The organism is Maribacter aquimaris, assembly GCF_014596745.1.
Lineage (GTDB): Bacteria > Bacteroidota > Bacteroidia > Flavobacteriales > Flavobacteriaceae > Maribacter_A > Maribacter_A aquimaris.
Genome location: NZ_JABTCF010000001.1, coordinates 624,950 through 649,824, shown reverse-complemented (window position 1 = coordinate 649,824; position 24,875 = coordinate 624,950). Strand labels below are relative to the sequence as shown.

Genomic DNA, 24,875 nt, shown 5'->3' with positions numbered 1-24,875 from the left:
AAGAATCATGGGAAAGTTGACTTTATCAGTACTTATTTTGCTTTTGATAATGGGGTGTTCTTCGGCCGAATTGGTTGAAAATTGGAAGAACCCTGACATTGTGATCTTCGATGCGGACAAAGTGCTGATCGTAGGTATGACTTATAATGAGGAGGCCCGCGTACAATATGAGACCAAATTAAGGGATGAATTTGAAAAGAGGGGTGTGGAAGCCATGAGGAGCATCGACCTTTTTGATGTTGAGTTTACCTCATCTGAACGGTCAGAGCAGGAGTTGGGTGAAGTTGAACAGCAATTGTTGGACAAGGATTTCGATGCCATTCTTTTTACCAAGGTGAACGGAATAGAGAATATTGAAGCCAATAGAAGATTGTTGAATACCATAGATCGATACGAAACCGGTTTTGAGGAGGATTACATCAGCAATCAAAACATCTATTTTGCACCAGAGGACGATCAGGATTTTACCATCTATCATGCAGAAACTTCATTGTATTGTATTTGTCCGGATAAGGAAAGGGATTTGATATGGAGGGGGTCTATAGATATTAATGATCCTGTTGATATGGAGAAATCAATAGACGATTATATAGATCTGGTTATTATGGCCATGGAAGATCAAGATTTAATCTTTAGAAAAAAACACACAAATGAAGTTACTGGTCTATAGTGCACAGGATTTTGAGATCCCTTTTCTTAAAGCAGCCAATAGACTTCGACATAAAGTCACTTATATACCCGATGCCTTAGATTCGAATACGGCCTTAAAAGCCGTAGGTTTTGATGCCGTCAGCATATTTTCTGGCGATGATGCCTGTTTGATAGTCCTTGAGAAATTAAGGGACCTAGGGGTGAAATACATAACCTTGCGTTCGGCAGGATATAATAACATCCAGATCAAGGGGGCAAAACGATTCGGGTTCAAGGTCGCCAATGCGCCGGATTATTCTCCAAATGCCATTGCCGAACATGCTGTTGCTTTGTTAATGACCATCAATCGGAAGACCCATATAGCAGATCGTCAAGTACATCATTATAACTTTGAACAAAAGAGATTGTTGGGGTTTGATTTGGTGGGTAAGACCATTGGCATTATTGGTACGGGTCGCATAGGTTCGGTAATGGTACGGATCATGCATGGTTTTGGATGTAGGGTCCTGGCCCATGATTTAACGGTCAATCAAGAATTGGTCACTAAATTTGGTGTAACATTTGTGGGTTTGGATCAGTTATATGCCCAAGCGGATATTATCAGTCTTCACCTACCGTTGACATCGGTAAGCCACCATATGCTCGATGGGAAGGCCTTTGAACAGATGAAACCCGATGTGGTTCTTTTGAATACCGCGAGGGGATCCATTGTTGATACCAAAGCGTTGATCAAGGCGATAAGGGACAAAAAGATCGGCTATTATGCAGCCGATGTGTATGATAAGGAAAAGGGCTTATTCTTTAAGAATAATGATGCCCATGACATTCATGATGAAAATATAAAAACCTTACTTTCATTCCCTAATGTGCTATTAACCCCACACCAAGCTTATGTTACGAAAGAGGCTCTTACCAGAATTGCGGCGATAACATTTGAGAACCTTGATAATTGGGAACATGGAAAGTCTTGTCCCAATGAATTGGGATACGAAACCCTTGTATTATAATAAAGGACTGAATATCTTGGCAAACCCTTCCTTCAGTCGCTCTAAATAAGGCCTGTCTTTGAATGATTTATAGTCAAGGGGTATACTGTTTTCTATTTCATTTAAGAATTCCTGTTTGAGCAGTAATGCGGTTTTGGAGTCATAGACCATGGCATTTACTTCATAATTCTGTTCAAAACTTCGAATATCCATATTTGCGGTACCAATAGAAACTAAATTGTCATCGGAAACAATGATCTTACTGTGTAAAAAACCTTCAGGAAATAGGTAAATCTTGACTCCAGCCAATAAAAAGGATTCAAAATAGGACCGTACACTCCAATTTACCAGAACACTATCGGCATTCGCTGATACCAACAGCCTTACGTCTATACCACTGTTGGCGGCTACTTCGAGGGACTTGAGAATTGCTGTACCCGGAATAATATAGGGATTGGTGATATAAATATATTCTTTGGCATTGTTGATCATGGCAAAATAGGTTTGCCCTATGGGCGAAAAATAATCATCAGGACCACCATATACAATCTGTACGATCTGGTTTCCGACTTTTTCCCGTAAAGGAAGCAATTCCTTGTTAAATTCTGAATTGTCCCCAGAAACCAAAAACCAATCAATTTCAAATACCACCTGCAACTCCCGGACAGAAGCCCCCCTTAATCGCAAATGCATGTCGTGCCATTTTCCCAGTACCAGATCGCCCTTCAGGTATTTATCAGAAATGTTTATGCCCCCCGTAAAAGCCACCTTCCCGTCTACGATAATGATTTTCCTATGGTTCCTATAATTGATCGAAGCCAGGAACCTTCCGAATTTAAAAGGTAGGAATGGATAGACTTCAACACCTATGGACTTTAGTTTGGAAATATATTTTTTGCTTAAGGAATAACTGCCGACCCCATCATAAATGATTTTGATCTTGACACCATTCTTCACCTTTTTCTTGAACAAGGTAATTAGGCGGTCCGCAAGTTCCCCTTCTTCAAAGATGTAATAAAGAAGATAGATATATTTATCGGCAGCCTCAAGGGCTTCGAAAATAGCATCAAAGGTTGCCTTACCATTTTTTAAGATGGTAACCTCATTGTTCCTGGTCGGCTTAAAGCCATCGTTCTTTTCAACAAGACGGGTAAGTTTGGCAAACCCCTTGGATTCCATATCCAATGTCTCTACGGCATCCTGGTTGCGTTGTATTTTCTTAAGGTAATTATTGATGGCGATATCTTCCTGTATGTCTTTCCAGGAATATTTTCTTCTATTTCTGCCGATCATCCAATACAAAAGGATTCCCGCTACCGGTATGGTGAAAATCGCCAATAACCAAGCCAGTGTTTTGGCAGGTTTAATACCATTGACCAATAAACTTATTACCATTCCTATGGCAATAATCACATAAACGATCAAGGCAATGTTCCAATACATAATGGGATCTTTTGAATATTTTTTAAAAGTACAAAACACATGGAATTTTATTATGACGGCTGTCATTATAAGTCGATGGCCTGCTACTATGGGTTTTACTCTCAACTGGAATCATCATCTATAACTTTTGATAACTTTAGCTGTAAGGTTTTTTACAAAAAACCTACTTTTGTAATAATAAACTTATTGAAGAATATAAATATGTCTGAGAAAGTAGAACAAATAAAAACATTGATTATTGGTTCCGGTCCTGCAGGATATACAGCGGCTATATATGCTGCCCGAGCAGACCTTAAACCGGTTCTTTACACAGGTATGGAACCAGGTGGACAGTTGACCACAACAACTGAGGTTGATAATTTTCCAGGATATCCTAAAGGTATTGATGGGCCATCGATGATGATACAGTTGCAACAGCAGGCCGAACGTTTTGGTACTGATGTTCGGATGGGGTTGGTGACCGCGGTTGAATTGAGTAAAGCCGAGGGCGGAATCCATAGGGTGACCGTCGATGAAAATAAGATCATTGAGGCGAAAACCATTATTATTTCAACAGGGGCGACAGCGAAGTATTTGAACCTTCCAAGCGAACAGCGTTTAAGGGGTGGGGGAGTTTCTGCCTGTGCGGTTTGTGATGGGTTTTTCTATAAGGGTCAGGATGTTGCTATCGTAGGTGCTGGCGATACCGCAGCGGAAGAGGCCTCTTATTTGGCCAATATCTGCAATAAGGTAACCATGTTGGTCAGGAAAGATCGTATGCGGGCTTCAAAAGCGATGCAACATCGTGTGAACAGTCTTCCCAATTTGGAAATTAAATACAATACGGAAGTTGATGAGGTATTGGGCGATCAAGTGGTCGAAGGACTTCGAATGGTGAATAACCAAACCAAGGAAAAAGAGGAAATTGCCATAACCGGACTTTTTATAGCAATCGGACATAAACCGAATACCGATATTTTCAAAGGTCAAATTGATATGGATGAAACCGGGTATATCATTACCAAGGGAAAATCGACAAAGACCAATCTTCCAGGGGTTTTTGCCTGTGGTGATGCCCAGGATAAGGAATACAGACAAGCAGTTACTGCTGCAGGAACCGGTTGTATGGCCGCTTTGGATGCCGAGCGTTATTTGGCCATGGTGGAATCTGCCGAGGAGGTAGCTTAGAATAAATGGATATAAAAAAAAGACCGCTGCATTGCAGTGGTCTTTTTTTATGCTTTAAAGTTTCGTATCAATCAATTCGTTTGTAGTTTTCAGAAAAAGTACGATTGCCATCTTCATCCAGTGTGATTTGGCTGAAACTATCTTCACCCAACCATAATTCAAATTTAAAATTGCGTAAGGTATCAAGTTCTGTCATCATTCCAATATCGCCATATTCAATATTTTCTATCAATTCATTCATGGTAATCTTGTAGGAGCCATAACCGAACCTGCCTTTTACGTTATTACCATCGGCATCCTTAATATACTTCAGTGTTGTTCGGGACCACATGACTTTACCATTATAATACATTTTTACTTGTCTATAACCTTCTGAAGTCGATAAGGTATCTGTGATATCCCCACCATCAAAATTATAAAAATCCACAAGTTCCCAAGTGCCTTCTATGCTGTGGTACGTTTCGGGTTTATCGCTTGTGAAGGCAACAATGGTAACAAAAACGGACAGCAATAAAACCAAGTAGATTGATTTTTTCATAGTGGTGTGTTTTAGGGATTAATAATTGTATAAAAGTTACAAAAAATTACAATAACAACATAATTTTAAGTACCTGTAATTGTGAATCTTACAATGAAATACAATATGGTGTGAAAATCTTTTAAAGAAAAGCATTTATGCACTTGCATAAGCCTTCAATGTCCTTTAGGGAATGGTGACTACCCAGTACAACGCGACTCATTACTGAAGAGCTTTCTACCGGATATTTGAAGTTGGTAAGAATAAAACCCCTTTTTTCAATATAATCTGCCATTTCTGGGGATGAAAAGGTGTAGGTAGGGTGCCCGTTTAAATGATGGAAAAAATCAATTTGGTCTATTGATTGCTCAAAATAAGCCATGTTTCTGTACAATTGCGATCTTTTTGAGGCATAAATGGATTGGGCCTCAATGAATGTAGCCATCCCGGAAGGTGCGGCCGGACTGGCGCCCCCAAAAAAGGCAGTTCCACTAAGTTGTTTCATTCTTTCACTTGATCCCAAGACGGCTCCTCCCTGTATGCCATAACCCTTTCCCAATGAACAGCAAATAATCAACTCCTTGGCATTGAATTTTTGTAATGTCCTAAAAACCCCACCACCATTTTCGCCTATGATCCCTATCCCATGGGAGTCATCAACAATTAAAATGATTTTGTCCAATGGCAGGTTTGAAAGTTCTTTGAATTCGGGATAATTATATCCGTTAAAGTCGATGGAATCCAAAAACAGTACAGGAACAATATCATCCTTTAGGTCGAGATGTTCTGTTATGGCATGGTTTAACGTCTTAAAGTCGGGATAAGGTTTGTTGTAATTATTATATAACGCAGAGTGGGTATTAGGTGCATAAAAAAGCTTATACCCTGGTTTGTTGAAATTTTGGGCAATGAACTGTCCGGCCAAGTATCCTGAAGACATGGATAAGGCAGCATCACTTCCTACAATATTGGCCAAAAGTGTTTCCGCTTTTCCATAAACCGAAATGCGTACATTCGATTTTCTTGAAGCGCCATAGTTTGTGCCATACTTCCTGATGTTGTTAATGAACAGGTCTTGGAAATTCTTGTCGGTTTGAAGTCCTAAATAGGAGGTTCCGCCAAAATAGAGGTGGTTTTTTCCATGAATTTTGATCTTACGTCCCGGAAAACCATCGATATAATATGCCATTATTTTAGGGTTATACCACTACCGCCCAACTTAGGGTACACTAAGGTTGCATCATCATTTATTCGAATACCATCGGCTATGTCCCCTTTTAATAACATGGCACCATCCATATCAACATAATCCAATTGGGGAGCCAATTGCGCAATGGATGAGATTCCGACGGTAGATTCGGTCATACAACCAACCATCACCTTCAAACCTAAGTCCTTTCCTTTTTTTATCATGCGCAGTGCTGGGGTTAGGCCGCCACATTTAGTAAGCTTTATATTGATACCATTAAAGAACAAAGCGCATTTTTCAACGTCGGATTCAACGATGCAACTTTCATCGGCAATAACCGGTAGAACACAGTCATGGGCAACCTTCTCCATACCAGCCCAGTCATCAGCTTTTAAGGGTTGTTCCAAAAACTCGACCCCTAATTCCTTAAGTTGTGGGGCATAGGCGATGGTTTGTTCGGCTGTCCACGCACAATTGGCATCGATTCGGAAAACGGCATCGGTGTGTTTTCGTAATTCACGTATAATTTCCACATCATTTTCCGTCCCTAATTTTACCTTATAGATGGGCCATGGTTTTTCTTCCATTTTTTTTACCATGGTAGGGATATCGGCGAGACCGATGGTGTAATTCGAGGTAGGGTAGTGGTCTGTGGTAGTACCCCAAATTTCGTATAGGGGTTTCCCCAATAGTTTCCCATATAGGTCATTGGCAGCAAGGTCCAAGGCACAGATCGTAAAATTGCTTAATCCTTTTTCAACAAGAAATTGATGAAAAACTTCGGGGACGGTAAATTCAAAGGATTCAATAGCTTCCCGTATCGTTTCAATTTCATCAATCATACTTTCAGTCGAAATCCTGTAGTACGGGTTTGAGGTTGCCTCACCATATCCCGTTTGCCCATTCAAGGTGAGACTGACAATCATGGTGTCTTGATAATCATGTGATTCCCGGGAAATGCTAAAGGTATGTTTTAATGCTAAGGTGTATTTTTTCAACTGTAATTGCATGCGTCAAATGTTTATACTAAGATAGCTAAAGCCATGGGACTAATACTAAAAAAGCCACCGAAATTTCGGTGGCTTTTTTGTGTTTTCAATCCAATTTATATGGCTCGTTTTTTCGCAAAAGGACTTTTGATTATTCCTAAAATCCGGGAAGGTTAGTTCTTATGTACACTGCCCGATACGGATTTCTTTTTGGTAACCGAGGCCTCACCCGAATAGGAAATGTTACCACCGCTGCTGGCATCTGCCGTAAGGTCTTCAGAAACATATACGGATAGGTTCCCCCCACTACTGGCATCGGCATGGCATACTTTGGAAATCAGTTTTTTAGCGTTGATGTTGGCACCTGAACTGGCATCTACATAAACGGTATGGGCATCGCCCGATAGATTGAGATTGGCCCCGCTACTGGCGTCAATATCGACCTCACTTACATCCATCTCAATATTGATATTGGCCCCACTACTGGCATCAATTTCCAGTTTATCGGATTTGATTAGGTTTTCCGTACTTAAATGGGCACCGCTAGAACTCTTTAGTCCGGTAATTTCCGGTAGGGTTACAAAGACTTTCTTGGTAGCCCTGCCAATATTCTCCACGGCATGGATTCTCAATCGATCATTCTTGATGTCGGTTGCGATAAGGTCTATGATGTTTTCATCGGCCTCAACCGTGATTTCAAATTCAGTACCGTTTGTAACATATACATCAAGTCCTTCAGAAGCGGAAACCTCTGTGAACTCTTCCGTAATCTCCCTGGTTTCCGAGGTAACTACCCCATTGCCCTTTTGGCCACTGCCAAAGTCCCCAAAGTTGATGTCAAATCCACAGGATGACAGGAATAAAGTCAAAATCAATGCGATGGTAATCCTTACTAGTGTTGTCATGATCGTTTTTTTTAGATGGACCCAATTCGGGCCATTTGATTGTTGTTAATTGATGAATAAACTTCGTACTTATTTGGTGATTAAACCATTTATAGATACCCAGTTGTCGATGATTGCTACTGAGTCGTAAAATATGCTAACTATTCTCGTTTTTGATGATTACCCCGTCCTCGTCTATATTCATTTTAAGGCCTTCACCTTGGTCATTTAAGTCAATGTTCAAAACTTCCCCATCGGTGTCGTCATCGGCTTGTATCTTAACACCGTTCCCATCGATTTTCATTTTGAACGAATCCCCATTGTCCTTAATATCGATATCGATACCATCCTCGTTGATGATAATACGGTCATTACCTTCTTCGTCTTCAATGACTTCGGGACAGTCCTGACATTTTAATTCCCCATCGGTTCCCATGGACCAAATGTGTTTGGAAAGATCACATCGTCCCATATCCTGGTCATTCCTTGCACTTATGGGGATACATCGTTTCGATTCACTATCGAATTGAATCGTTTTGCCTTCAGGAACATAGAGTGTAATCCAAACTTCCTGGTCCCGGAATTTATATTGCATGGCGCTGATGAGAAAATCATCGAATACAATTGAATTGCCCTCAACGGTATAGGAATATTCGATGTTTCTGGCGATTTCCTTCGCTTCGTTGAAGGAGCTGCCATTGGCATCCTTACGTATTTTTACCCGTACGATGCTGTCTTTGGACTTTTTTAAGGAAAGACGTACATCATCGGAGACCAAGATTTCCTCACCTTCATCCGTTGCAGTGACCATTACACCATCGATGGCCATATTCCTTCTTTTTTCAAAATATTCGGAAGGTTGCATACTAATGAGCAAGGTGTCATTGGGGACTTCGAATTTTATGGACTGTTCCACGGATATGCTATCCGAATAGGCATGTGCGGCAGCTTGGCGAATACCTAGTACCACCAAAGTGATCAATGAGATCAACCATAGTCCCAATAAGGAGAATTTGGCGATATTTCCAATTGATTTTAAGTTGTTCACCAAAATCTTTAACCCTAGGTAAAGGACAAAAAAGAAGGGAATGCCCACTACAAAGAAGGCCAATAGCGAAACGAACCACACGGGTGCATTCGTAGAGTTGACCATGTTGTAAAAATCCACACCGGGTATATGTATCATGTCCAATACACCAACGGTGAAAAGACCAATGAATAAACCAATTAGGGTGGCAGCCCCTATTAAGATCAATAAAATACCGATGAATTTTCCGAAAACCTTGAAGAGGAACATGATGATATCCCCTAGGGTATCAAAAAAAGTTTTGCCACTACTCTTTACCTTGTTACCTACTTTTTCATAGTCTACACTTTTTACCCTATCAGCAACGTCGTCAATCCCTTCTTTGACCTTACGCTCTATATTGCTGATATTCACGGGCTTTCCCGTCATATCCAGTTTTTGGGAGGTGGTAACCGCTTCGGGGACCAAGATCCACAGAAGAATGTAAGCTATGAATCCGAAACCGGTCGTTACGGCCAGCAGGATGAATATAATACGGATCCATAGGGCATCAAGTCCAAGATAATGTTCCAATCCAGAACAGACACCACCAATGTATTTGTGTTCCATATCGCGATAGAGCTTTTTAACCCTACCGGTTGTACCTGTTGCGGCTTTCGATTTGTTTATAGGTTCATCCTCAAAGATATCCTCATCGATCATATAGTCCTCTGGCTGACCCATGACGGAAATAACATCATCTACTTCCTTTAGGGTGATAACCTGACGTTCATCTTTCAATTTTTCGTAGAAAAGTTCGGCAATTCTCGCTTCGATATCGGCCTGTATTTCATCGCTGCCCGGGGTGTTGGCGAATGAACGTTTGATAGACTCCAAATATCGACGCATCTTATTGTATGCCTCTTCATCCATATGAAAAAGCCTATTTGCGAGATTAATGTTTACTGTCTTGTTCATTATTTTTTGTTTTTGTTGTTGGTTACCACATTTGTGGCCATTCTTAATTCGTCCCAAGTAGTGTCCAATTCCTTAAGGAACAATTTCCCCGTTTCGGTCAACGTATAATATTTTCGTGGTGGTCCTGAAGTTGATTCCTCCCACCGGTAGTTGAGCAGGCCGGCATTCTTGAGCCTGGTCAATAGCGGGTATATGGTACCTTCTACGACAAGCATCTTAGCGTCTTTTAGGGTGCTGAGAATTTCGGAAGCATATTTATCCTGTCCATTAAGTATAGACAGTATGCAGTACTCCAAAACCCCCTTACGCATTTGTGCTTTTGTGTTTTCTACATTCATAATTTCATGATTCTATTAATTTAACTGTTCGTTTGTACTGTTCTGGACCTTACCCGGTTTTACAACATGTGATTAAGATGTTTATGAATAAGGACCAAGACAGTTTTGATTGATGATTAAACTCCTAACCGGTGTGATGGGTACCAGTTATACTTGATATTGTTAATGCAAACTTATGACCCTGGTCATTTTATAACTTTCGCCTACCTGTTTCCAAATGGTAATGAACTTACTTGGATTTGAAATCGCATTTGGTTCCTGGTTGTTATGGAACTTATGCATTCCTATTTCTACCGCGCCAAAGTTTGGGATAGGGTAGACCTCGATGCTTCCTTCAACCAATTCCCTGGTCACTTTACCGCAAATGTTTTTTTCCAACCCCTCCAAGAGCTCTTGTTTTGAAGTTGACAAACCTCCTTTGTCGTGATAGAATTCAAGGTCTTCATCATATAGTTTTTCCTGTGTTTCCATATCGCAATTGTTGTAGGCGGTAAAGTAAATGTCATCCATGGCAACAATGGCATCATAAAGACTGGTGTCTTCCTGTGGCGGATATGTCCCTTTGTCTTCAATTGGTCTGAAAGAGACAAGTATGATTCCTGAAATAAGAACCACCAGGATGGTCAGTATGCTTTTATTTTGATTGCTATTTTTCATTATTTTATGAATTTTATGGTAAAAGGATAGCGAAAGCTTTGTCCCTCATTGGTTCTCATTGTAGCCAAAATAGTATATACTACATTGACTAAGAATAGTGCACCGTGCAATAACCCAGCAATGCCTACGGGAAATATCCACCTGTTGAAAGGCAAATCGCCAAGGTCAATATCCAAATTAAAATTGTTATAACTGTTTAGACCATCGAATCCGAAAAAACCATGGTCAAAAAGATTGGGTAAAAATCCAATGAAAAACGGAATGCTCACCATACCTAGGATAATGGAATATAAAAGCATGCTTATCTGAAAGTTCAATGCCTGCTTGCCATTGTAGTCCACGAATTCATATTCCTTTTTATTAGCGGTCCATAATACCAATGGAATAATGAAATTACCAAAGGGAATAAAGAATTTACTAAAGGTCGATGCATGTATGATCGCTGATAGATTTCGTTCGTGTTTTGTTATGGTGTCTGTCATGGCCTATTATTTTCTTATACAAATATATGGCTAAAGACAGGTACTTTGCAAAACATAGTACTAAAAATTAACATAGAATTAACATTTATCACTTCAACTATTTTGCATACATTTAGGGGAAATTATAATGATTATGGGTACTTCAGTACGAAAATTCAATACATTTTCTTTTTTTAAATTACCATCGGCTTGGTGGTGTGGTGTGCGATTAAAATCTATAGATAAGCAAAAAGCCATCGTTACAGTAAAGTATAAATGGTTCAATCAGAACCCTTTTAACTCGATGTTTTGGGCCGTTCAGGGTATGGCCGCAGAATTTAGTACAGGTACGATGGTCATTGATCAGATAAAGGAAAGTGGTAAAAGGATTTCGATGTTGGTGTTGAACAATACGGCCAATTTTTCAAAAAAAGCCACCGGTAGAATAACCTTTACCTGTGAAGATGGCCATAAGATCAAGGAAGCATTGGACAAAACCATTGCCACAGGGGAAGGGCAAACCGTTTGGATGAAATCGGTTGGCGTCAATGAGGATGGGGTAGTGGTCTCTACCTTTGAATTTGAGTGGACGGTTAAGTTAAAAAAGAAATAAATTTTACCCCTTAAAAGCATTCCGTAGATAAATACCCCTGTTTGGTATACTTAAAACCCCTGCAGATCTATTTGGTTTGTCGTTCTTTTATATAATCAGCAATTTCGTTTCTAATTGGTCTTGGAGCTAAGCTATAGTAATCAAGATCGGATCAATAATCTTTAAAATAGAAATGAAAATGCGAAAATTGGTGATTATCTTTATTTTAAGTGCGGTAGGTGTGGGCTTTTCACAGGAAACCGGTAGTGTTTATTTCAATTCCCAGTTATTACCTAATTCCAATGTGGGGACTTTTAAAAAGAATAGCGTTGGGTTCGATTTTCCCATAAAAAACTTTTCGAGCAAGGAAAGTATCAGCCTAATCGGGGAATATCAAAATTTGAATATTGGCTATGTAGATAAAGATGTGCCTTTTGAAACCTATCAGATCGACAACTTCCAAACCTTTAGTTTAGGCCTATCCTATAATAGAATTTTAGAAAACGGTTGGGGCTTTGGTATTAAAATAGCGCCACAAATATCCTCTAATTTTGATGTAGAGGAATTGGGTAATGAAGACATCTTTGTCAATGGTAGTCTGGTTTTTGATAAGTTGAACGAAGAAAATCGGTCTATGTGGACTTTTGGGGTTGAGTACGATGCCCAAAACGGATTAAATTATCCGATTCCTGTTATTGCGTATACCAAAAGATTGGATGATCAGTGGGCATATAAAATAGGGTTCCCCGATAGTAGGTTAAAATGGTCTTTTCACGATAATCATAATTTTGAAGCTTTTACTACTTTGGACGGTTTTGCGGGAAACATCAATGATGAAATCGAGATTTATAAAGAAGATTATACAGGGAAGTTGAAAAACACCTACTTGGTTGGTGGTTTGGGGTATAATATTACCTTCCTGAAATCTTTTGAATTCAATGCCAAAGCCGGATATGTTGCTTTTAATACGATGGAAGTCCAAGATTATGATTCAGATAGGATTTACGATTTTGAGATGGATAATGGCTTTTATTACAATTTTGGCTTAAAGTATAATTTTAATAAGAAAGCCAAAGTCAAAAGCCCGTACTAGTATTATGCGTTTGGTAAATAGTCCAAACGCTAATCTAAGCAACTTCCGTTATTATCCCTGTTGATATAGTTCCCTTTTCTTTTCATGGTGGAAAAGAATCAAAACTTCTTCGGGGTATCGGTTTTTTTTGTTTTATTCCTTTTTTTATATTCACATGGAAAACAATGGTTGATTGTAACAAAACAGTCAATCCGTCAACTAATTGGCATCAACAAAAAAATATAAAAAATGAATGCACACGAAATTGACTACGAAATTTACGGGGAAGAAATGCAGTATGTCGAAATAGAACTCGATCCCCAAGAGGCCGTTGTGGCTGAAGCTGGAAGTTTTATGATGATGGATTCCGATATTAAGATGGACACCATTTTCGGCGACGGTTCCAATCAGGATAATAGTGTCCTGGGAAAGATTTTTTCAGCCGGGAAACGAGTGCTTACAGGGGAAAGTCTCTTTATGACGGCTTTCTTGAATATAGGCCAAGGAAAAAAACAGGTAAGTTTTGCTTCACCCTACCCAGGAAAAATACTGCCTATTGATCTTTCTGAAAAGGATGGGAAGTTCATCTGTCAAAAAGATGCATTCCTTTGCGCAGCCAAAGGGGTTTCCGTGGGTATCGAATTCTCCAAACGATTGGGGCGTGGACTTTTCGGTGGGGAAGGTTTTATTATGCAAAAGTTGGAAGGTGACGGAATGGCTTTTGTACATGCCGGTGGAACATTGGCAAAAAAAGTACTGGCGCCAGGGGAAGTATTAAAGGTAGATACCGGTTGTATTGTCGGTTTCACCAAGGATGTCGATTATGACATTCAATTTGTGGGAGGCATAAAAAACACGGTCTTTGGTGGAGAGGGATTGTTCTTTGCCACGCTTCGAGGTCCAGGAACGGTTTATATACAATCCTTGCCCTTTAGTAGATTGGCCGGAAGGATAGTGGCATCTATTCCCAGAGGAGGCAAGGATAAAGGGGAAGGAAGCATTTTAGGTACTTTGGGCGATATCGTAGGTGGTGATAACCGATTCTAAACAAATATCTAAGCATTTTTATGCCATCGAGAATAAAAATTCCTTGGAAATGATAATTTTAAAAAAGCGGAAATAGGTGATTGGCCACTTACCGATCAAAGTGAACCAACGCATTAGTGAATGTCAGTTCGAGCGCAGTCGAAATATAAATCGAGAAAAAGAATAGTTCTCGACTGCACTCGAACTGACATTGGAACTGATTTAATAACATTGGTAATACTTTTGAAATTACCGGCCACTTAAAGGGACAATGTACTTAGGAACATTGTCCCTTTTTATATTAATTCAGTTGGTTGGAAGCCTTGATTAAACGAGCGCTTAAATCCGGGGTCTCCATATCCTCATCCAAAGGAAACATAGGACGTTTGATGTGTTTGTAACCCAAACGTTCCAAATCCTGGTCAACCCCACCGGGGGTCAGGGCCATGATCCAATCCCCTCGCATTTCATAAAGTTCAGGAACCAAGTAACCGATTTTTACAACGACAATATCGGTCTCCTCCGGATTCAGATCCAAATCCGTAAAATCGGCTTTATAGTGGTATGGCTTTCTTTTATTGGTGACGATCACCTGTATACTGCCAATCTGTACGACCACCTCGACTTCCGCATCACGGTCTCCTTCTTTTATGGCCTTCACCGTACCGGTAAGTTTTAGGGGAGGGGCGAAACGATGATCAACTTCGGCACCTGCCATTGCGGAAACTTTTCCGCCGACACCCACTTTTAAAGCTTCTTGGATCAATTTAGGACCCGGTATGGAAGCATAGATCAAGGAAGGGCCTTCATTGGTCTTGAATTCTGGACGCGATAAAAGTTCCCGTAAGGTCCAAGTCACATCACCCGCACCTCCAGCGGTAGGGTTATCACCCATATCACTGATAATGAATGGATGTTTTTTGCTATTGAGGGCTTTTTTTAGACTCTCGTCAAAAGTCGCTACAGGGGCTACGAACTCAAATTCATTCCGTACGTCCCAGAAGGCATTGGCCAACGCTTCGGCTCCTTGGGTTACCTGTTCTTTGTTGTCACCGGTGACCATAACCACGGCATGGTTTCGGGGCTCATCGGCCCATGCATAGCCAATCCAAATGGCCGCATCGATAACCCCTTCTTGTTTTTCTATAGCTGGTATCTTGGCATATAGGCTTTTGCCAGGTTCTATACGTGTACTTGTTTTTTCACCAGGAAGCAAAATTGGAACAGGGATCCATGCCTTGTATTTGGGTTTGCCTTTGCCATTTTCCAAACGATCCAATAGGTTGGTGATCGCCCTAGCCTTCGATTCCAAAGCATCTTCATGGGGAGCCATCCGGTAACAGGTGATCAGATCACTGTGTTCGGCCAAGGTTTCGGAAACATTGCCATGCAAATCCATTGAAGTGGAAATCAGGACATCCGGTCCGACCACTTCCCTGATCCGTTTAATAAGGTCACCTTCGGCATCTTGCAGCCCTACAACACTCATTGCTCCATGAATATCAAAAAACAAACCGTCATACGGTCCGTTGTCTTTCAGCATTTTCAAGGTTTTCCCCACCATACTTTCATAGGCTTCCCTTGTTGTAATGCCTCCGGGTATTGCTTTGCCTAAGAGGGTGGGTACCCAATCAGCCCTTTTACGGATTTCACTTCCTTCGGCAAAAAAAGGATATTTCCCAAAAATAGAATCCCCGATACGGGCATGAAAGGCCTCTTCATGACTTTGGGCAGGTGAAAAGGTACTTGATTCAATACCCAGACCCGCAATGGCGACCCGGGGAAGATTCTTTACATTATTGTCTTCTTTCTTTACTTGTTTGCAACTTAATACCAGGAAAAATGAAATAATAAGGAGTGCAATCGATTTTTTCATGAGGTTTGTTATTTGGTTTGGTTAAAATCCCTGAAATTTGTCTTGGAATATAATTGAAATCGTTTTCTTTCGTTGCTTAAAAGTAGCATTTTATTTTCATTTTCGACTTTTGTGTACGGAGCTCTTTGGCTATTTAGAATGAACGTAAATTCGATGTTAAAAATTAGTAGTAACCCAAAATAAATCTATCTTGGAAAAAGGCCGTGTAAAGAATATCAAAACCGAGTTGTTGTCTGATAATTGGTACATCCTCCATAAATACACCTTCGATTACGAAAAAGAAGATGGTACTTGGGAAACCCAAATGCGGGAGGTTTATGATCGAGGTAACGGGGCAGCCATCTTATTGTACAATAGTAAGAAAGGTACTGTGGTTTTGACGAGGCAGTTTCGTATGTCTACGTATGTAAATGGCAATAAAGGCGGAATGTTGGTGGAAGTCTGTGCTGGTTTGTTGGATGGGGATAATCCAGTGGATTGCATAAAGAAGGAGGCAGAGGAGGAAACAGGATATAAGATCGAGAATGTACAGAAGGTTTTCGAATCATTTATGTCTCCCGGTTCCGTTACCGAAATCTTACATTTCTTCGTTGCTGAATATGAGGAAACCATGAAAATTAGTGAAGGTGGTGGTGCCGAAGACGAAACTGAAAATATAGAAGTACTGGAGATGCCATTCGAAAATGCCCTGAAAATGATAGCATCTGGAGAAATAAGGGATGCAAAAACCATCATGTTATTGCAGTACGCCCAAATACACAAATTACTCTAAATATCTTTGGGCAAGAATGGCGGCAGGATCTTCAGCGATTTCGATTCAATAGGCATCCCGTATTTCCTCGAAAATGGTTTGCATCTTTTGCTTTATATCTGATGAATCTTCCATAAAGTGATTGTTCATAAAGCTGAAAATCAATGTTTTGCCCGACTTGGTCAACAGATAGCCACTTAAACAATGATTATTGCTTAAACTACCTGTCTTTGCATATATATATGGTTCTGGGTCACCCGGATACCAGTCTTCCAAAGTTCCAGCAACGCCACCTACCGGGAAATACCGGAACAACCTTTCTCTAGGGATCTCTGTATACAGTTTATAGAGCACATGCACCATAGACTCCGGGGTAAACAAATTATAGCGGGAAAGTCCCGAGCCATCTACCCATCTTGGGGGTTGTTCTAGATCGGACAAGTGGTTTTCAAGTATAAACTCTCGTGCCTTAGCACTGTTGAGGGTGTCCGATAGGGTAGAGGATGCCAAAAAAAGCAATTGTTCGGCAAGGAAGTTGTCACTCACTTCCATCATTCGGCTATAGATTGAATCCGCCGCTATTCCGTATAAAACGTTATGCGCTGCATTGGGCATGGTAGGCGATATTCTTATTTTCTTGCCAAGTGCTTTTTCCAACAAATTTTTGGTCAAGCTGCTATCGACCGAAAAAGGGATTTCAAGGGTGTCTTTTTGGGTGGGATCAAAATAAAACAGATTCTTTATGGGATCTCGCCGTACCGAATGTCCAAAGGGTATTATACTATCCTTGAAATAATTCGGTGATATTTGCAGTGTATCCCCATTTTCAATAGTGAGCACATTTCCATAAAGGGGGAAACCACTGCGCTCTGGCGAATAATAATAATCATAGTCATCCCATGCCCAACCAGGGCCGAATTTTTTATCCTTGAAGTTGTTCAGGTATAGGGCGATATTTTCATAGGGTTTTAAAAAATGAATGGCCGTGCTGTCTTTTAAATAGGGGTGTAAAACCGAAGGGTCACCAGTACCTTCTATATAAAGGGTGTCCTTTACATAGGAATATTTAAGTGTGGGAATTCGTTCTGGCAATAACTTTAAGGAAGTGAAAAGTGTAAAGATCTTGGTGTTGCTGGCGGGTGTGAAATATTTGGAACTGTTGTGTTGGTACAGAGTATCCCTGGTCGTTGCATTTAGTAATAAAAAACCCGTGAACTGGTCCCTGAAAAGCGTTGTTTTCAATTGGGGGTCAATGGTCCTCGTCATTTGTTTTTTAACACTTGAACATCCTGTGGTTAAGATAGTTAACAGTAGTAAAACAACGAATTTTTTCATATCTTTAACGTAGAATTTACCAAATTGAATTAAACTGTGTTATTTTAACAGGAAATTATCGAATATTTAACGATTGTCAAACAATATTGTTGATTGATTTATAGTTAACTTTGAGAAGACAACAACTAATTAAACATTTTGTAATATGGCTAGAGCTATGCTTGAGTACACTAAAACAGTACTAAAAAAGGTTAGTTTTGATACGAAGCTATTTTGTAAAGAGCTTAAAAAGGCGGTAAATAGATTGCTGCCGGCCGAAATAGAGGAACTAAAATACTGGTTGTATCAGTTCGTAACCGATAAACCGCAATTAAAAGAAAGTCTCATTTATTTAAATGCATAAATAAAGCCACCCTAAAAGGGTGGTTTTTTTTGGTTTTCGTGAACCGCAATATCATTTGTACCGTATATGCTATAATGTACAGTACTCAATTAGAAGTAGAGAAGTAAATGAAGTATTTTTTCCCGTTTTTGTTCCTGTTGATTTTAGGATGTGCCGATGATGATTTGAAGGGAGGGGAAATTGATCACGAAATCATAGGTCAATGGCAATTGGAAGCTACAAAAATCAGTCCGGGAGGAATTGTGGATTGGACCCAGGTTGATGATGGTGCTATTTATGATTTTCAAGGAGATGGTTCACTCGAATTATCAAAATGGGATGGGTGCAAGGCACCGGTCTTTGGTACCTTCGCCATCGCCGAGGAAAAACTCTATTTAAGATTCTTTTGTAATTCCGAATTGTACGAACCCGTTTACCGCATCTTGGTTGAGGAAAAAAAGCTCATATTGGGATTCATAGGTTGCATCGAGGAATGCTCCTATCGATTCACACGATTGGATTGATCTTTTATTTGCCCAATGGACTTATGATCTTAACATCCTGGAAGGCGATTGCACCCCTTACAATCCCGGAAATCACATCTTTTAATGCTTCGGTAATCTGTATTTTCAATTCACTCTTGTGGTAGATCAAGCTTACTTCACGCGCCGGTGAGGGAGCATTGAAATATTTTAGGTGTTTCTTTTTACGATCATCCAATTCCATCGTATTGAGATACGGCAATAACGTCATGCCTAGTCCCTCATTCGATAAGTTGATCAATGTTTCAAAACTACCGCTTTGAAGTTGAAAATGTTCTTCCCCATAATTTTTGGTGGCATTACAAATGTTAATGACCCCATCCCTAAAACAGTGTCCATCCCTCAATAAGAGGATATCGGCAATGTCCAAATCGGAGGGTTCTAGGTTTTCCTTATCTGCCAATCGATGGTTCGGGGGCACGTAACCTACAAAAGGTTCGTAATATAAAGGGCGTTCCTTTATGAACTCAATTTCCAAGGGGGTAGCGGCTATGGCACCATCCAAATGTCCATCTTGGATGTTCCGAATCAGATTTTCAGTGTTCTGTTCTTTGATGATCAAGTTGACCTTGGGGTATTTTTTGATAAAGGTTTTTAAGAACATGGGTAACAACGTAGGCATAATGGTAGGAATGATCCCTAAGGTATAATCACCTCCGATAAAGCCTTTTTCCTGGTCTACGATATCCTTGATTCGGTCGGCTTCGTTAACGATATTTTTTGCTTGTTCCACAATTTTTTTACCGACCTCGGTAATAGCAATGGGTTTTTTGGCCCGGTCAAAAATCAATATGTCCAATTCATCCTCAAGCTTCTGTACCTGCATGCTTAATGTAGGTTGTGTGACAAAGCTTTTTTGGGCTGCCAAAGTGAAATTTTTATGTTCGGCAACGGCCAATACATATTGTAATTGGGTAATGGTCATGAATTATAGTTTAAGTCTATAAAAATATAAAAACTAACGATTAAAACAGGCCTTGAAGACCTGAATATTCATTAATTTTATAGTATAATTAAAACAAATAGTATGTCTTACAATAGTATAGGATTAAGTGCCGAGAAATCAATGGCCTTAAGCAAGGATTTAAACGAATTATTAGCAAACTTCCAAAGATATTATCAAAATTTAAGAGGTATCCACTGGAATATAAAAGGGAAACGTTTTTTTGATCTTCATGTGAAGTTTGAGGATTTGTACAACGATGCAAATATGAAGGTGGATGAAATTGCCGAACGTATCCTGACCCTAGGAGGGGTGCCCTTACATACCTTTGAGGATTATATTGAGAATTCCAAGATTCCGGTTGGTAAGAACGTATCAAAGGATGAGGATGCGATTCATCTTATTGTCGAATCTTTGACCCAATTGTTGATGATTGAACGTAAAATATTGAATGCTTCCGATGAAGCTGGTGATGAAGGGACAAACTCAATGATGAGCGATTTCATTTCCGAACAGGAAAAAACGGTTTGGATGATGAAAGCATGGTTGGCCGAAGATATATAGATGCGACCAAAAGGTTATTAAAAAAGGCTTCCTAAGGGAAGCCTTTTTTGTTTTTTAATTGATGGTTCGGGACTAAAATCGAATATGGAGTTCGAGATTTTCGTGGGATACCTCAAATTTAGAGGAATCAAAGCTCGGTGGGCCGTACAAAGCCATAACTCCCGTTGTTGCATAGTTTTCCTTGGGCATTCCATTGGCCTCAAAATCCATGCGTTGATTGTCGTTTTCATCGTGTAACACCATAATGGCATATGTTCCAGGTACAACACCTTCAAAAGTCAAGGTGAGTGTGCCTTTGGTACTTTTCATGGCTATATGGTCCAAACCTTCTCCCTTCAAAAAAGTTTCCGAATTATGCAGGGAAGCCAGTATCTTGCCATTGGCATTCAATACATTTTCAATGTTCACTGTTACCTTAACACCTTCTTCGGCTTGTTGTGCAGTAGCGATAAAGCTTGTAAATACCAATGATAAAATAAGTCCAATAGTTTTCATGTATAGTGGTTTAATTGTTAGTACTGCGTCAAAACTCCGTTTATTACCTATTTATTGAAAATCACAATGACCCAATTGTGGTTTTGCTGCCCTGAATTGTGTTTATGGACACCCTTTTGATAATGGGACATGGTATACGAGGGGTCTATAACCAAAATTGGAATGCTTCCCTCGATTGGTACAAGGCTTCGGTATGTCTACAGTTGGGTACTGGAATTTTACAATTGGGAACATTGTATTGGGGGAATCCTTTTGTGTATGACACTTTTGTTTCATCAAAAAAAATGAAATGTCATGCTAAAATATCATGTATTATCCCTTGCTTTCCTTTATACAAGCCTACTTGTGGCGCAAACAACCATATTGGGGAAGGTTGTTGATGAAAAAAATATTCCAATAAGCGGAGCCAATATCTATCTAGAAGGAACATATGATGGGGCTTCGAGCGATGTAAATGGGGATTTTTCTTTTGAAACTACCTTGAAGGGATCACAAACCCTGGTGATATCGAATATTGCTTACGACACCCATTATGAAGTTGGGGATGTTTCCTACTTTAAAAACCTATCGATACAACTCAGGGAGACGATCAACCAGTTAAATGGGGTAACCTTAACTGCGGGTTCATTTGAAGCCGGTGACAATTCAAAAGTTTCCGTTTTAAAACCTTTGGATATTGTTACGACAGCGGGTGCCGCCGGTGATTTTGTGGCAGCTTTACAAACCTTGCCGGGTACTTCGACGGTCGGTGGTGATGGTAGGCTTTTTGTACGTGGGGGTGCAGCTGGGGAGACCCAAGTCTTTATTGATGGTCTCAGGGTTTTCCAACCCTTTAATGCCACGGTGAACAACATTCCGACCCGGGGACGGTTTTCCCCTTTTCTTTTTAAGGGAATCACTTTTAGTACAGGTGGGTATTCCGCCGAATACGGTCAAGCCCTTTCCAGTATTTTGTTATTGAACACTACCGATGTGCCCGAACAGGAAAAAACCGATATATCGGTGATGTCAGTTGGTGGTGGACTTGGCCATACTGAAATTTGGGGAACGAAATCCTTAAGCATCAATACGTCTTACATAAATCTGGCCCCCTATCAGGCCCTGGTACCCTCAAATCAGGATGTGCGCTGGAGAAAACCTTATGAATCCTTGGCGGGGGAAGCCGTTTTTAGGAGTAAGGGAGTGCACAATCTGTTTAAATTTTACACAGGGTTCAATCATAGTACCTTGGATATTGATCAAAAAGACATCAATTATGGGGATTTGGTTCGTTTTCGATTAAAGAACAATAACCTCTATTTAAATTCAACCTATAAACATTATTTGGAAAATGACTGGACATTGGCCACAGGGGCCAGCGTATCCATAGATAAAAACAAAATCGGCTTTCTCACTGATGCCATTGATACCGAAGAAATAGGAGCCCATGTCAAATTAAAATTAAAGAAAAATTTCAGCAGTCGGTTTCAATTGACTTTTGGGACAGCGTATTTTAAGTTGGATTATGAGAATCGGGTATCGACGGAAAATGAATTGACCTATAATAGTGATTACAGGGATGACCTTGCCGTTGCCTTTACGGAAGCTGATATTTTCTTTAGTAACCGGTTTGCCATGAAAGTAGGGTTGCGGGGGGAGTATTCAAAGGCTGTGGAAGATTTCAGTTTGGCCCCAAGGGTATCCCTGGCCTATAAGAGTGGGGATAAAGGACAGTTTTCCTTGGCCTATGGTGATTTTTACCAAAATCCAGCTATTGAATATGCGAAGTTCGACGACGGACTTAATACTGAAAAAACGTCCCATTATATATTGAATTATCAGTATATGGGGAATGGAAGGACGTTTAGGGCGGAGGCCTATTATAAGGAGTATGATCATTTGGTGAAGTTTGATACCGATACACCGGGATTTGATACGCTTTTCAATAATTTGGGAAGTGGCTATGCAGCAGGATTGGATGTTTTTTGGAGGGACAATAAGAACATCAAGAACCTGGATTATTGGATTTCGTATTCCTATTTGGATACTCAACGTGATTATTTGAATTTTAAAGAACAGGCGACCCCCAATTTTGCGCCCAAGCATAATCTCTCGATAGTGACCAAATATTGGATAAACGATTTGCGTTCGCAGGTGGGGCTTTCCTATACCCATGCTTCAGGAAGGCCGTATGACAATCCGAATACAACAGAATCTTTTCTCGCAGAAAAAACAAAGGCGTACAATAACCTGAGCCTTAATTGGGCCTATCTGGTTTCCCCACAGAAAATCTTATATTGTTCTGTGAGTAATGCATTGGGTTTTAATAATGTCAATGGGTATCAATATGCCGATGCACCAAATTCCAACGGGCAGTTTGACCGTAGAACCATACGCCCAACAGCCGATACGTTTTTCTTTGTCGGATTCTTTTGGACCATTAGTACCGATAAAACCAGTAACCAATTGGATAACCTTTAAACTTCGGTCATTCCTCGCTTTTGACTGGAATCTCGTTATCCTGAACGATCAAGCACAGCAATCCGGCTATAAAAAACGAAACACCCCCTATGAACATGGCGTAAATCGCCTCATTTTCAAAAAATGATTTCAAGATAAAGCCTAGAATACCGGCAGCAACTATTTGTGGGATGACAATGAAAAAATTAAAAACCCCCATGTAATAGCCCATTTTGTTAGCCGGTAAAATGCTCGAGAGCATGGCATATGGCATGGAAAGGATACTGGCCCAGGCAATACCGACACCTATCATTGATATCAAAAGCATATTGGGGTCGGAAATAAAATAGATTGAAATGAGTCCGACACCCCCAATGAACAAAGCCATGAGATGGGTGATTCGCCTGCTGGTCTTCTTCGCAATGACAGGCAATAGAAAGGCAACAACAGCTGCAATACCGTTATATATGGCAAAACAAATGCCTACCCAGTCAGCGCCTTCATTGTACAAGGCAGAAGCCGTATCGGAGGTGCCATAAACGTGGCTTGTTACTGCCGAAGTGGTATAAATCCACATAGCAAACAGTGCAAACCATGAAAAAAACTGCACAAAGGCCAATTGTACCATGGTTTTGGGCATTTTGAAAATACCGATAAAAGATTCTTTCAATCCCGTAAAAACCCCTGTTTGGGCGTTTTCCAATTTAAGCTTTTCCAAATCATCGGGCGGATATTCCTCCGTATTGAAGACGGTCCACATAACCGCGCTGAAATATGCGATACCACCCACATAAAACGACCATTTTACGGCATCGGGAATACCACCATCAGAAGCCATATTGCTTATTCCAAACCAATTGGTAAAAATGTAGGGCAGGGCAGAGGCAATAATGGCCCCAACACCGATAAAGAAACTTTGCATGGCAAAACCACTGGTTCGTTGTTCATTGGGCAACATATCCCCAACAAAGGCCCGGAACGGTTCCATACTGATATTGATGGAAGCATCCATTAACCAAAGCATAATAACCGCCATCCACAAAGCTGTTGAATGAGGCATAACGAATAGGGCAATGGTGGCTAAAATTGCCCCAGTTGCGAAAAAAGGTCTTCGACGTCCCCATTTTTTATGCCAAGTCCGGTCACTGTAATATCCAATAATGGGTTGTACCAACAGTCCCGTGACGGGGGCTGCAAGCCATAGGATGGGGAGTTCGTCCTGCGAGGCACCCAGGGTTTCGAAAATTCGGCTGACATTTGCATTTTGTAAGGCAAAGCCAAATTGAATCCCTAGAAATCCGAAACTCATATTCCAGATTTGCCAAAATGATAACTTAGGTTTTTTAGAACCGATGGAAATTTGAGACATATGGTGTATTTAAGTTGGAAAAAATAAAATGATTATAAAATTAGTGCTTTTTATCATTTTCATTGGTATCCGTAGGGCATTTTTATAGCCCGTTGCCATAGGTTTCTTTTTGGTGTCAATGCATTGATTTTAAAGCATCTTTCAATTCTTTTTTATAAGTGGTCATTTAAGGGGCGCTTGTGAAACACAACATCGTTCTTCTTCAAATTACAAACCTATACCCCTTTGGGCATCAGGTTCATTTACGCTTTTAGGTAAATGGAATAGTCTTTTTGTTCTTTTA

Annotated in this window: 25 protein-coding genes; 11 read left to right on the top strand and 14 right to left on the bottom strand. The window is 40.2% G+C overall.

Features of this window, described 5'->3' with window-relative positions; all coding sequences use genetic code 11:
• The first annotated feature begins 7 nt into the window (after positions 1–7).
• Both HPE56_RS02875 and HPE56_RS02870 read left to right on the top strand, forming a co-directional pair.
• Positions 8–670 carry a hypothetical protein gene (locus HPE56_RS02875; RefSeq protein WP_223170149.1) on the top strand — a complete coding sequence of 221 codons (663 nt, stop codon included), beginning with the start codon at positions 8–10 and terminating at the stop codon, positions 668–670.
• Positions 651–1,658, top strand: a complete 1,008-nt coding sequence (locus HPE56_RS02870; protein WP_188242249.1) for a 2-hydroxyacid dehydrogenase — start codon at positions 651–653, stop codon at positions 1,656–1,658. Before HPE56_RS02875 ends, HPE56_RS02870 begins: the two co-directional genes overlap by 20 nt.
• On the opposite strand, the gene cls is transcribed toward HPE56_RS02870, so the two are convergent.
• On the bottom strand, positions 1,653–3,080 hold the full coding sequence (gene cls, locus HPE56_RS02865; protein ID WP_188242248.1) for a cardiolipin synthase: 1,428 nt from the start codon (positions 3,078–3,080) through the stop codon (positions 1,653–1,655). The genes HPE56_RS02870 and cls overlap by 6 nt on opposite strands.
• A gap of 201 nt (positions 3,081–3,281) precedes the next feature.
• On the opposite strand from cls, the gene trxB reads away from it, so the two are divergent.
• Positions 3,282–4,247: a thioredoxin-disulfide reductase gene (gene trxB / locus HPE56_RS02860; protein ID WP_188242247.1), complete on the top strand. Its 966-nt coding sequence runs from the start codon at positions 3,282–3,284 to the stop codon at positions 4,245–4,247.
• Between the two features lie 67 nt (positions 4,248–4,314).
• On the opposite strand, the gene HPE56_RS02855 is transcribed toward trxB, so the two are convergent.
• The 8 genes from HPE56_RS02855 to HPE56_RS02820 form a co-directional block, all read right to left on the bottom strand.
• Positions 4,315–4,785, bottom strand: a complete 471-nt coding sequence (locus HPE56_RS02855) for a hypothetical protein (protein ID WP_188242246.1) — start codon at positions 4,783–4,785, stop codon at positions 4,315–4,317.
• 121 nt (positions 4,786–4,906) lie between these two features.
• On the bottom strand, positions 4,907–5,953 hold the full coding sequence (locus HPE56_RS02850; protein ID WP_188242245.1) for an aminotransferase class I/II-fold pyridoxal phosphate-dependent enzyme: 1,047 nt from the start codon (positions 5,951–5,953) through the stop codon (positions 4,907–4,909).
• Positions 5,953–6,963: a dipeptide epimerase gene (locus HPE56_RS02845; RefSeq protein ID WP_188242244.1), complete on the bottom strand. Its 1,011-nt coding sequence runs from the start codon at positions 6,961–6,963 to the stop codon at positions 5,953–5,955. The genes HPE56_RS02850 and HPE56_RS02845 overlap by 1 nt, the downstream gene beginning before the upstream one ends.
• 152 nt (positions 6,964–7,115) lie before the next feature.
• The gene (locus HPE56_RS02840; protein WP_188242243.1) at positions 7,116–7,847 is read right to left on the bottom strand and encodes a head GIN domain-containing protein; all 732 of its coding nucleotides are present in this window, start codon (positions 7,845–7,847) and stop codon (positions 7,116–7,118) included.
• A gap of 136 nt (positions 7,848–7,983) precedes the next feature.
• Positions 7,984–9,810 (bottom strand): PspC domain-containing protein, encoded by a 1,827-nt coding sequence (locus tag HPE56_RS02835; protein WP_188242242.1) that lies wholly within the window; start codon positions 9,808–9,810, stop codon positions 7,984–7,986.
• On the bottom strand, positions 9,810–10,148 hold the full coding sequence (locus tag HPE56_RS02830) for a PadR family transcriptional regulator (RefSeq protein WP_188242241.1): 339 nt from the start codon (positions 10,146–10,148) through the stop codon (positions 9,810–9,812). The genes HPE56_RS02835 and HPE56_RS02830 overlap by 1 nt, the downstream gene beginning before the upstream one ends.
• Positions 10,149–10,310: 162 nt before the next feature.
• Entirely contained in the window at positions 10,311–10,805 is a 495-nt protein-coding gene (locus tag HPE56_RS02825; protein ID WP_188242240.1) for a nuclear transport factor 2 family protein, read from the bottom strand.
• Positions 10,805–11,287, bottom strand: a complete 483-nt coding sequence (locus tag HPE56_RS02820) for a DUF4870 domain-containing protein (protein WP_188242239.1) — start codon at positions 11,285–11,287, stop codon at positions 10,805–10,807. Before HPE56_RS02820 ends, HPE56_RS02825 begins: the two co-directional genes overlap by 1 nt.
• Positions 11,288–11,420: 133 nt before the next feature.
• On the opposite strand from HPE56_RS02820, the gene HPE56_RS02815 reads away from it, so the two are divergent.
• The 3 genes from HPE56_RS02815 to HPE56_RS02805 all read left to right on the top strand — a co-directional run bounded on the left by HPE56_RS02815 (position 11,421) and on the right by HPE56_RS02805 (position 13,977).
• A complete protein-coding gene (locus HPE56_RS02815) occupies positions 11,421–11,879 on the top strand; it encodes a DUF4442 domain-containing protein (protein ID WP_188242238.1) in 459 nt (152 codons plus the stop codon).
• 178 nt (positions 11,880–12,057) lie between these two features.
• Entirely contained in the window at positions 12,058–12,951 is an 894-nt protein-coding gene (locus HPE56_RS02810; protein WP_188242237.1) for a DUF6268 family outer membrane beta-barrel protein, read from the top strand.
• 228 nt (positions 12,952–13,179) lie between these two features.
• Entirely contained in the window at positions 13,180–13,977 is a 798-nt protein-coding gene (locus tag HPE56_RS02805; protein WP_188242236.1) for a TIGR00266 family protein, read from the top strand.
• Between the two features lie 280 nt (positions 13,978–14,257).
• On the opposite strand, the gene HPE56_RS02800 is transcribed toward HPE56_RS02805, so the two are convergent.
• On the bottom strand, positions 14,258–15,832 hold the full coding sequence (locus HPE56_RS02800; RefSeq protein ID WP_188242235.1) for a M81 family metallopeptidase: 1,575 nt from the start codon (positions 15,830–15,832) through the stop codon (positions 14,258–14,260).
• Between the two features lie 190 nt (positions 15,833–16,022).
• Here HPE56_RS02800 and nudK point away from each other — a divergent pair, with 190 nt between their 5' ends.
• Positions 16,023–16,604: a GDP-mannose pyrophosphatase NudK gene (nudK, locus tag HPE56_RS02795; protein ID WP_188242234.1), complete on the top strand. Its 582-nt coding sequence runs from the start codon at positions 16,023–16,025 to the stop codon at positions 16,602–16,604.
• A gap of 45 nt (positions 16,605–16,649) precedes the next feature.
• On the opposite strand, the gene HPE56_RS02790 is transcribed toward nudK, so the two are convergent.
• Positions 16,650–17,918, bottom strand: coding sequence for a D-alanyl-D-alanine carboxypeptidase/D-alanyl-D-alanine-endopeptidase (locus HPE56_RS02790; RefSeq protein ID WP_188242233.1), 1,269 nt, complete (start codon positions 17,916–17,918; stop codon positions 16,650–16,652).
• Between the two features lie 145 nt (positions 17,919–18,063).
• Between HPE56_RS02790 and HPE56_RS02785 the strand changes: the two genes are divergently transcribed.
• Both HPE56_RS02785 and HPE56_RS02780 read left to right on the top strand, forming a co-directional pair.
• Complete coding sequence (locus HPE56_RS02785) at positions 18,064–18,261, top strand: hypothetical protein (RefSeq protein ID WP_109650535.1); 198 nt, start codon at positions 18,064–18,066, stop codon at positions 18,259–18,261.
• A 107-nt stretch (positions 18,262–18,368) separates the two neighbouring features.
• A complete protein-coding gene (locus tag HPE56_RS02780; protein ID WP_188242232.1) occupies positions 18,369–18,764 on the top strand; it encodes a hypothetical protein in 396 nt (131 codons plus the stop codon).
• A 4-nt stretch (positions 18,765–18,768) separates the two neighbouring features.
• On the opposite strand, the gene HPE56_RS02775 is transcribed toward HPE56_RS02780, so the two are convergent.
• Positions 18,769–19,707 carry a LysR substrate-binding domain-containing protein gene (locus HPE56_RS02775; RefSeq protein ID WP_188242231.1) on the bottom strand — a complete coding sequence of 313 codons (939 nt, stop codon included), beginning with the start codon at positions 19,705–19,707 and terminating at the stop codon, positions 18,769–18,771.
• A 102-nt stretch (positions 19,708–19,809) separates the two neighbouring features.
• Here HPE56_RS02775 and HPE56_RS02770 point away from each other — a divergent pair, with 102 nt between their 5' ends.
• Positions 19,810–20,289: a Dps family protein gene (locus tag HPE56_RS02770; protein WP_188242230.1), complete on the top strand. Its 480-nt coding sequence runs from the start codon at positions 19,810–19,812 to the stop codon at positions 20,287–20,289.
• Positions 20,290–20,361: 72 nt separating this feature from the next.
• On the opposite strand, the gene HPE56_RS02765 is transcribed toward HPE56_RS02770, so the two are convergent.
• Positions 20,362–20,784 (bottom strand): DUF2141 domain-containing protein, encoded by a 423-nt coding sequence (locus HPE56_RS02765; protein WP_188242229.1) that lies wholly within the window; start codon positions 20,782–20,784, stop codon positions 20,362–20,364.
• A 294-nt stretch (positions 20,785–21,078) separates the two neighbouring features.
• Here HPE56_RS02765 and HPE56_RS02760 point away from each other — a divergent pair, with 294 nt between their 5' ends.
• Positions 21,079–23,244: a TonB-dependent receptor gene (locus HPE56_RS02760; protein WP_188242228.1), complete on the top strand. Its 2,166-nt coding sequence runs from the start codon at positions 21,079–21,081 to the stop codon at positions 23,242–23,244.
• Positions 23,245–23,251: 7 nt separating this feature from the next.
• On the opposite strand, the gene HPE56_RS02755 is transcribed toward HPE56_RS02760, so the two are convergent.
• A complete protein-coding gene (locus tag HPE56_RS02755; protein ID WP_223170181.1) occupies positions 23,252–24,532 on the bottom strand; it encodes an MFS transporter in 1,281 nt (426 codons plus the stop codon).
• Positions 24,533–24,875 lie beyond the last annotated feature (343 nt).

What these genes read in the sequence shown, in the direction of transcription:
- HPE56_RS02875 (WP_223170149.1), top strand. Translation starts at nt 8, where the DNA reads ATGGGAAAGTTGACTTTATCAGTACTTATTTTGCTTTTGATAATGGGG.
- HPE56_RS02870 (WP_188242249.1), top strand. Translation starts at nt 651, where the DNA reads ATGAAGTTACTGGTCTATAGTGCACAGGATTTTGAGATCCCTTTTCTT.
- cls (WP_188242248.1), bottom strand. Translation starts at nt 3,080, where the DNA reads ATGTATTGGAACATTGCCTTGATCGTTTATGTGATTATTGCCATAGGA.
- trxB (WP_188242247.1), top strand. Translation starts at nt 3,282, where the DNA reads ATGTCTGAGAAAGTAGAACAAATAAAAACATTGATTATTGGTTCCGGT.
- HPE56_RS02855 (WP_188242246.1), bottom strand. Translation starts at nt 4,785, where the DNA reads ATGAAAAAATCAATCTACTTGGTTTTATTGCTGTCCGTTTTTGTTACC.
- HPE56_RS02850 (WP_188242245.1), bottom strand. Translation starts at nt 5,953, where the DNA reads ATGGCATATTATATCGATGGTTTTCCGGGACGTAAGATCAAAATTCAT.
- HPE56_RS02845 (WP_188242244.1), bottom strand. Translation starts at nt 6,963, where the DNA reads ATGCAATTACAGTTGAAAAAATACACCTTAGCATTAAAACATACCTTT.
- HPE56_RS02840 (WP_188242243.1), bottom strand. Translation starts at nt 7,847, where the DNA reads ATGACAACACTAGTAAGGATTACCATCGCATTGATTTTGACTTTATTC.
- HPE56_RS02835 (WP_188242242.1), bottom strand. Translation starts at nt 9,810, where the DNA reads ATGAACAAGACAGTAAACATTAATCTCGCAAATAGGCTTTTTCATATG.
- HPE56_RS02830 (WP_188242241.1), bottom strand. Translation starts at nt 10,148, where the DNA reads ATGAATGTAGAAAACACAAAAGCACAAATGCGTAAGGGGGTTTTGGAG.
- HPE56_RS02825 (WP_188242240.1), bottom strand. Translation starts at nt 10,805, where the DNA reads ATGAAAAATAGCAATCAAAATAAAAGCATACTGACCATCCTGGTGGTT.
- HPE56_RS02820 (WP_188242239.1), bottom strand. Translation starts at nt 11,287, where the DNA reads ATGACAGACACCATAACAAAACACGAACGAAATCTATCAGCGATCATA.
- HPE56_RS02815 (WP_188242238.1), top strand. Translation starts at nt 11,421, where the DNA reads ATGGGTACTTCAGTACGAAAATTCAATACATTTTCTTTTTTTAAATTA.
- HPE56_RS02810 (WP_188242237.1), top strand. Translation starts at nt 12,058, where the DNA reads ATGCGAAAATTGGTGATTATCTTTATTTTAAGTGCGGTAGGTGTGGGC.
- HPE56_RS02805 (WP_188242236.1), top strand. Translation starts at nt 13,180, where the DNA reads ATGAATGCACACGAAATTGACTACGAAATTTACGGGGAAGAAATGCAG.
- HPE56_RS02800 (WP_188242235.1), bottom strand. Translation starts at nt 15,832, where the DNA reads ATGAAAAAATCGATTGCACTCCTTATTATTTCATTTTTCCTGGTATTA.
- HPE56_RS02790 (WP_188242233.1), bottom strand. Translation starts at nt 17,918, where the DNA reads ATGAAAAAATTCGTTGTTTTACTACTGTTAACTATCTTAACCACAGGA.
- HPE56_RS02785 (WP_109650535.1), top strand. Translation starts at nt 18,064, where the DNA reads ATGGCTAGAGCTATGCTTGAGTACACTAAAACAGTACTAAAAAAGGTT.
- HPE56_RS02780 (WP_188242232.1), top strand. Translation starts at nt 18,369, where the DNA reads ATGAAGTATTTTTTCCCGTTTTTGTTCCTGTTGATTTTAGGATGTGCC.
- HPE56_RS02775 (WP_188242231.1), bottom strand. Translation starts at nt 19,707, where the DNA reads ATGACCATTACCCAATTACAATATGTATTGGCCGTTGCCGAACATAAA.
- HPE56_RS02770 (WP_188242230.1), top strand. Translation starts at nt 19,810, where the DNA reads ATGTCTTACAATAGTATAGGATTAAGTGCCGAGAAATCAATGGCCTTA.
- HPE56_RS02765 (WP_188242229.1), bottom strand. Translation starts at nt 20,784, where the DNA reads ATGAAAACTATTGGACTTATTTTATCATTGGTATTTACAAGCTTTATC.
- HPE56_RS02760 (WP_188242228.1), top strand. Translation starts at nt 21,079, where the DNA reads ATGCTAAAATATCATGTATTATCCCTTGCTTTCCTTTATACAAGCCTA.
- HPE56_RS02755 (WP_223170181.1), bottom strand. Translation starts at nt 24,532, where the DNA reads ATGAGTTTCGGATTTCTAGGGATTCAATTTGGCTTTGCCTTACAAAAT.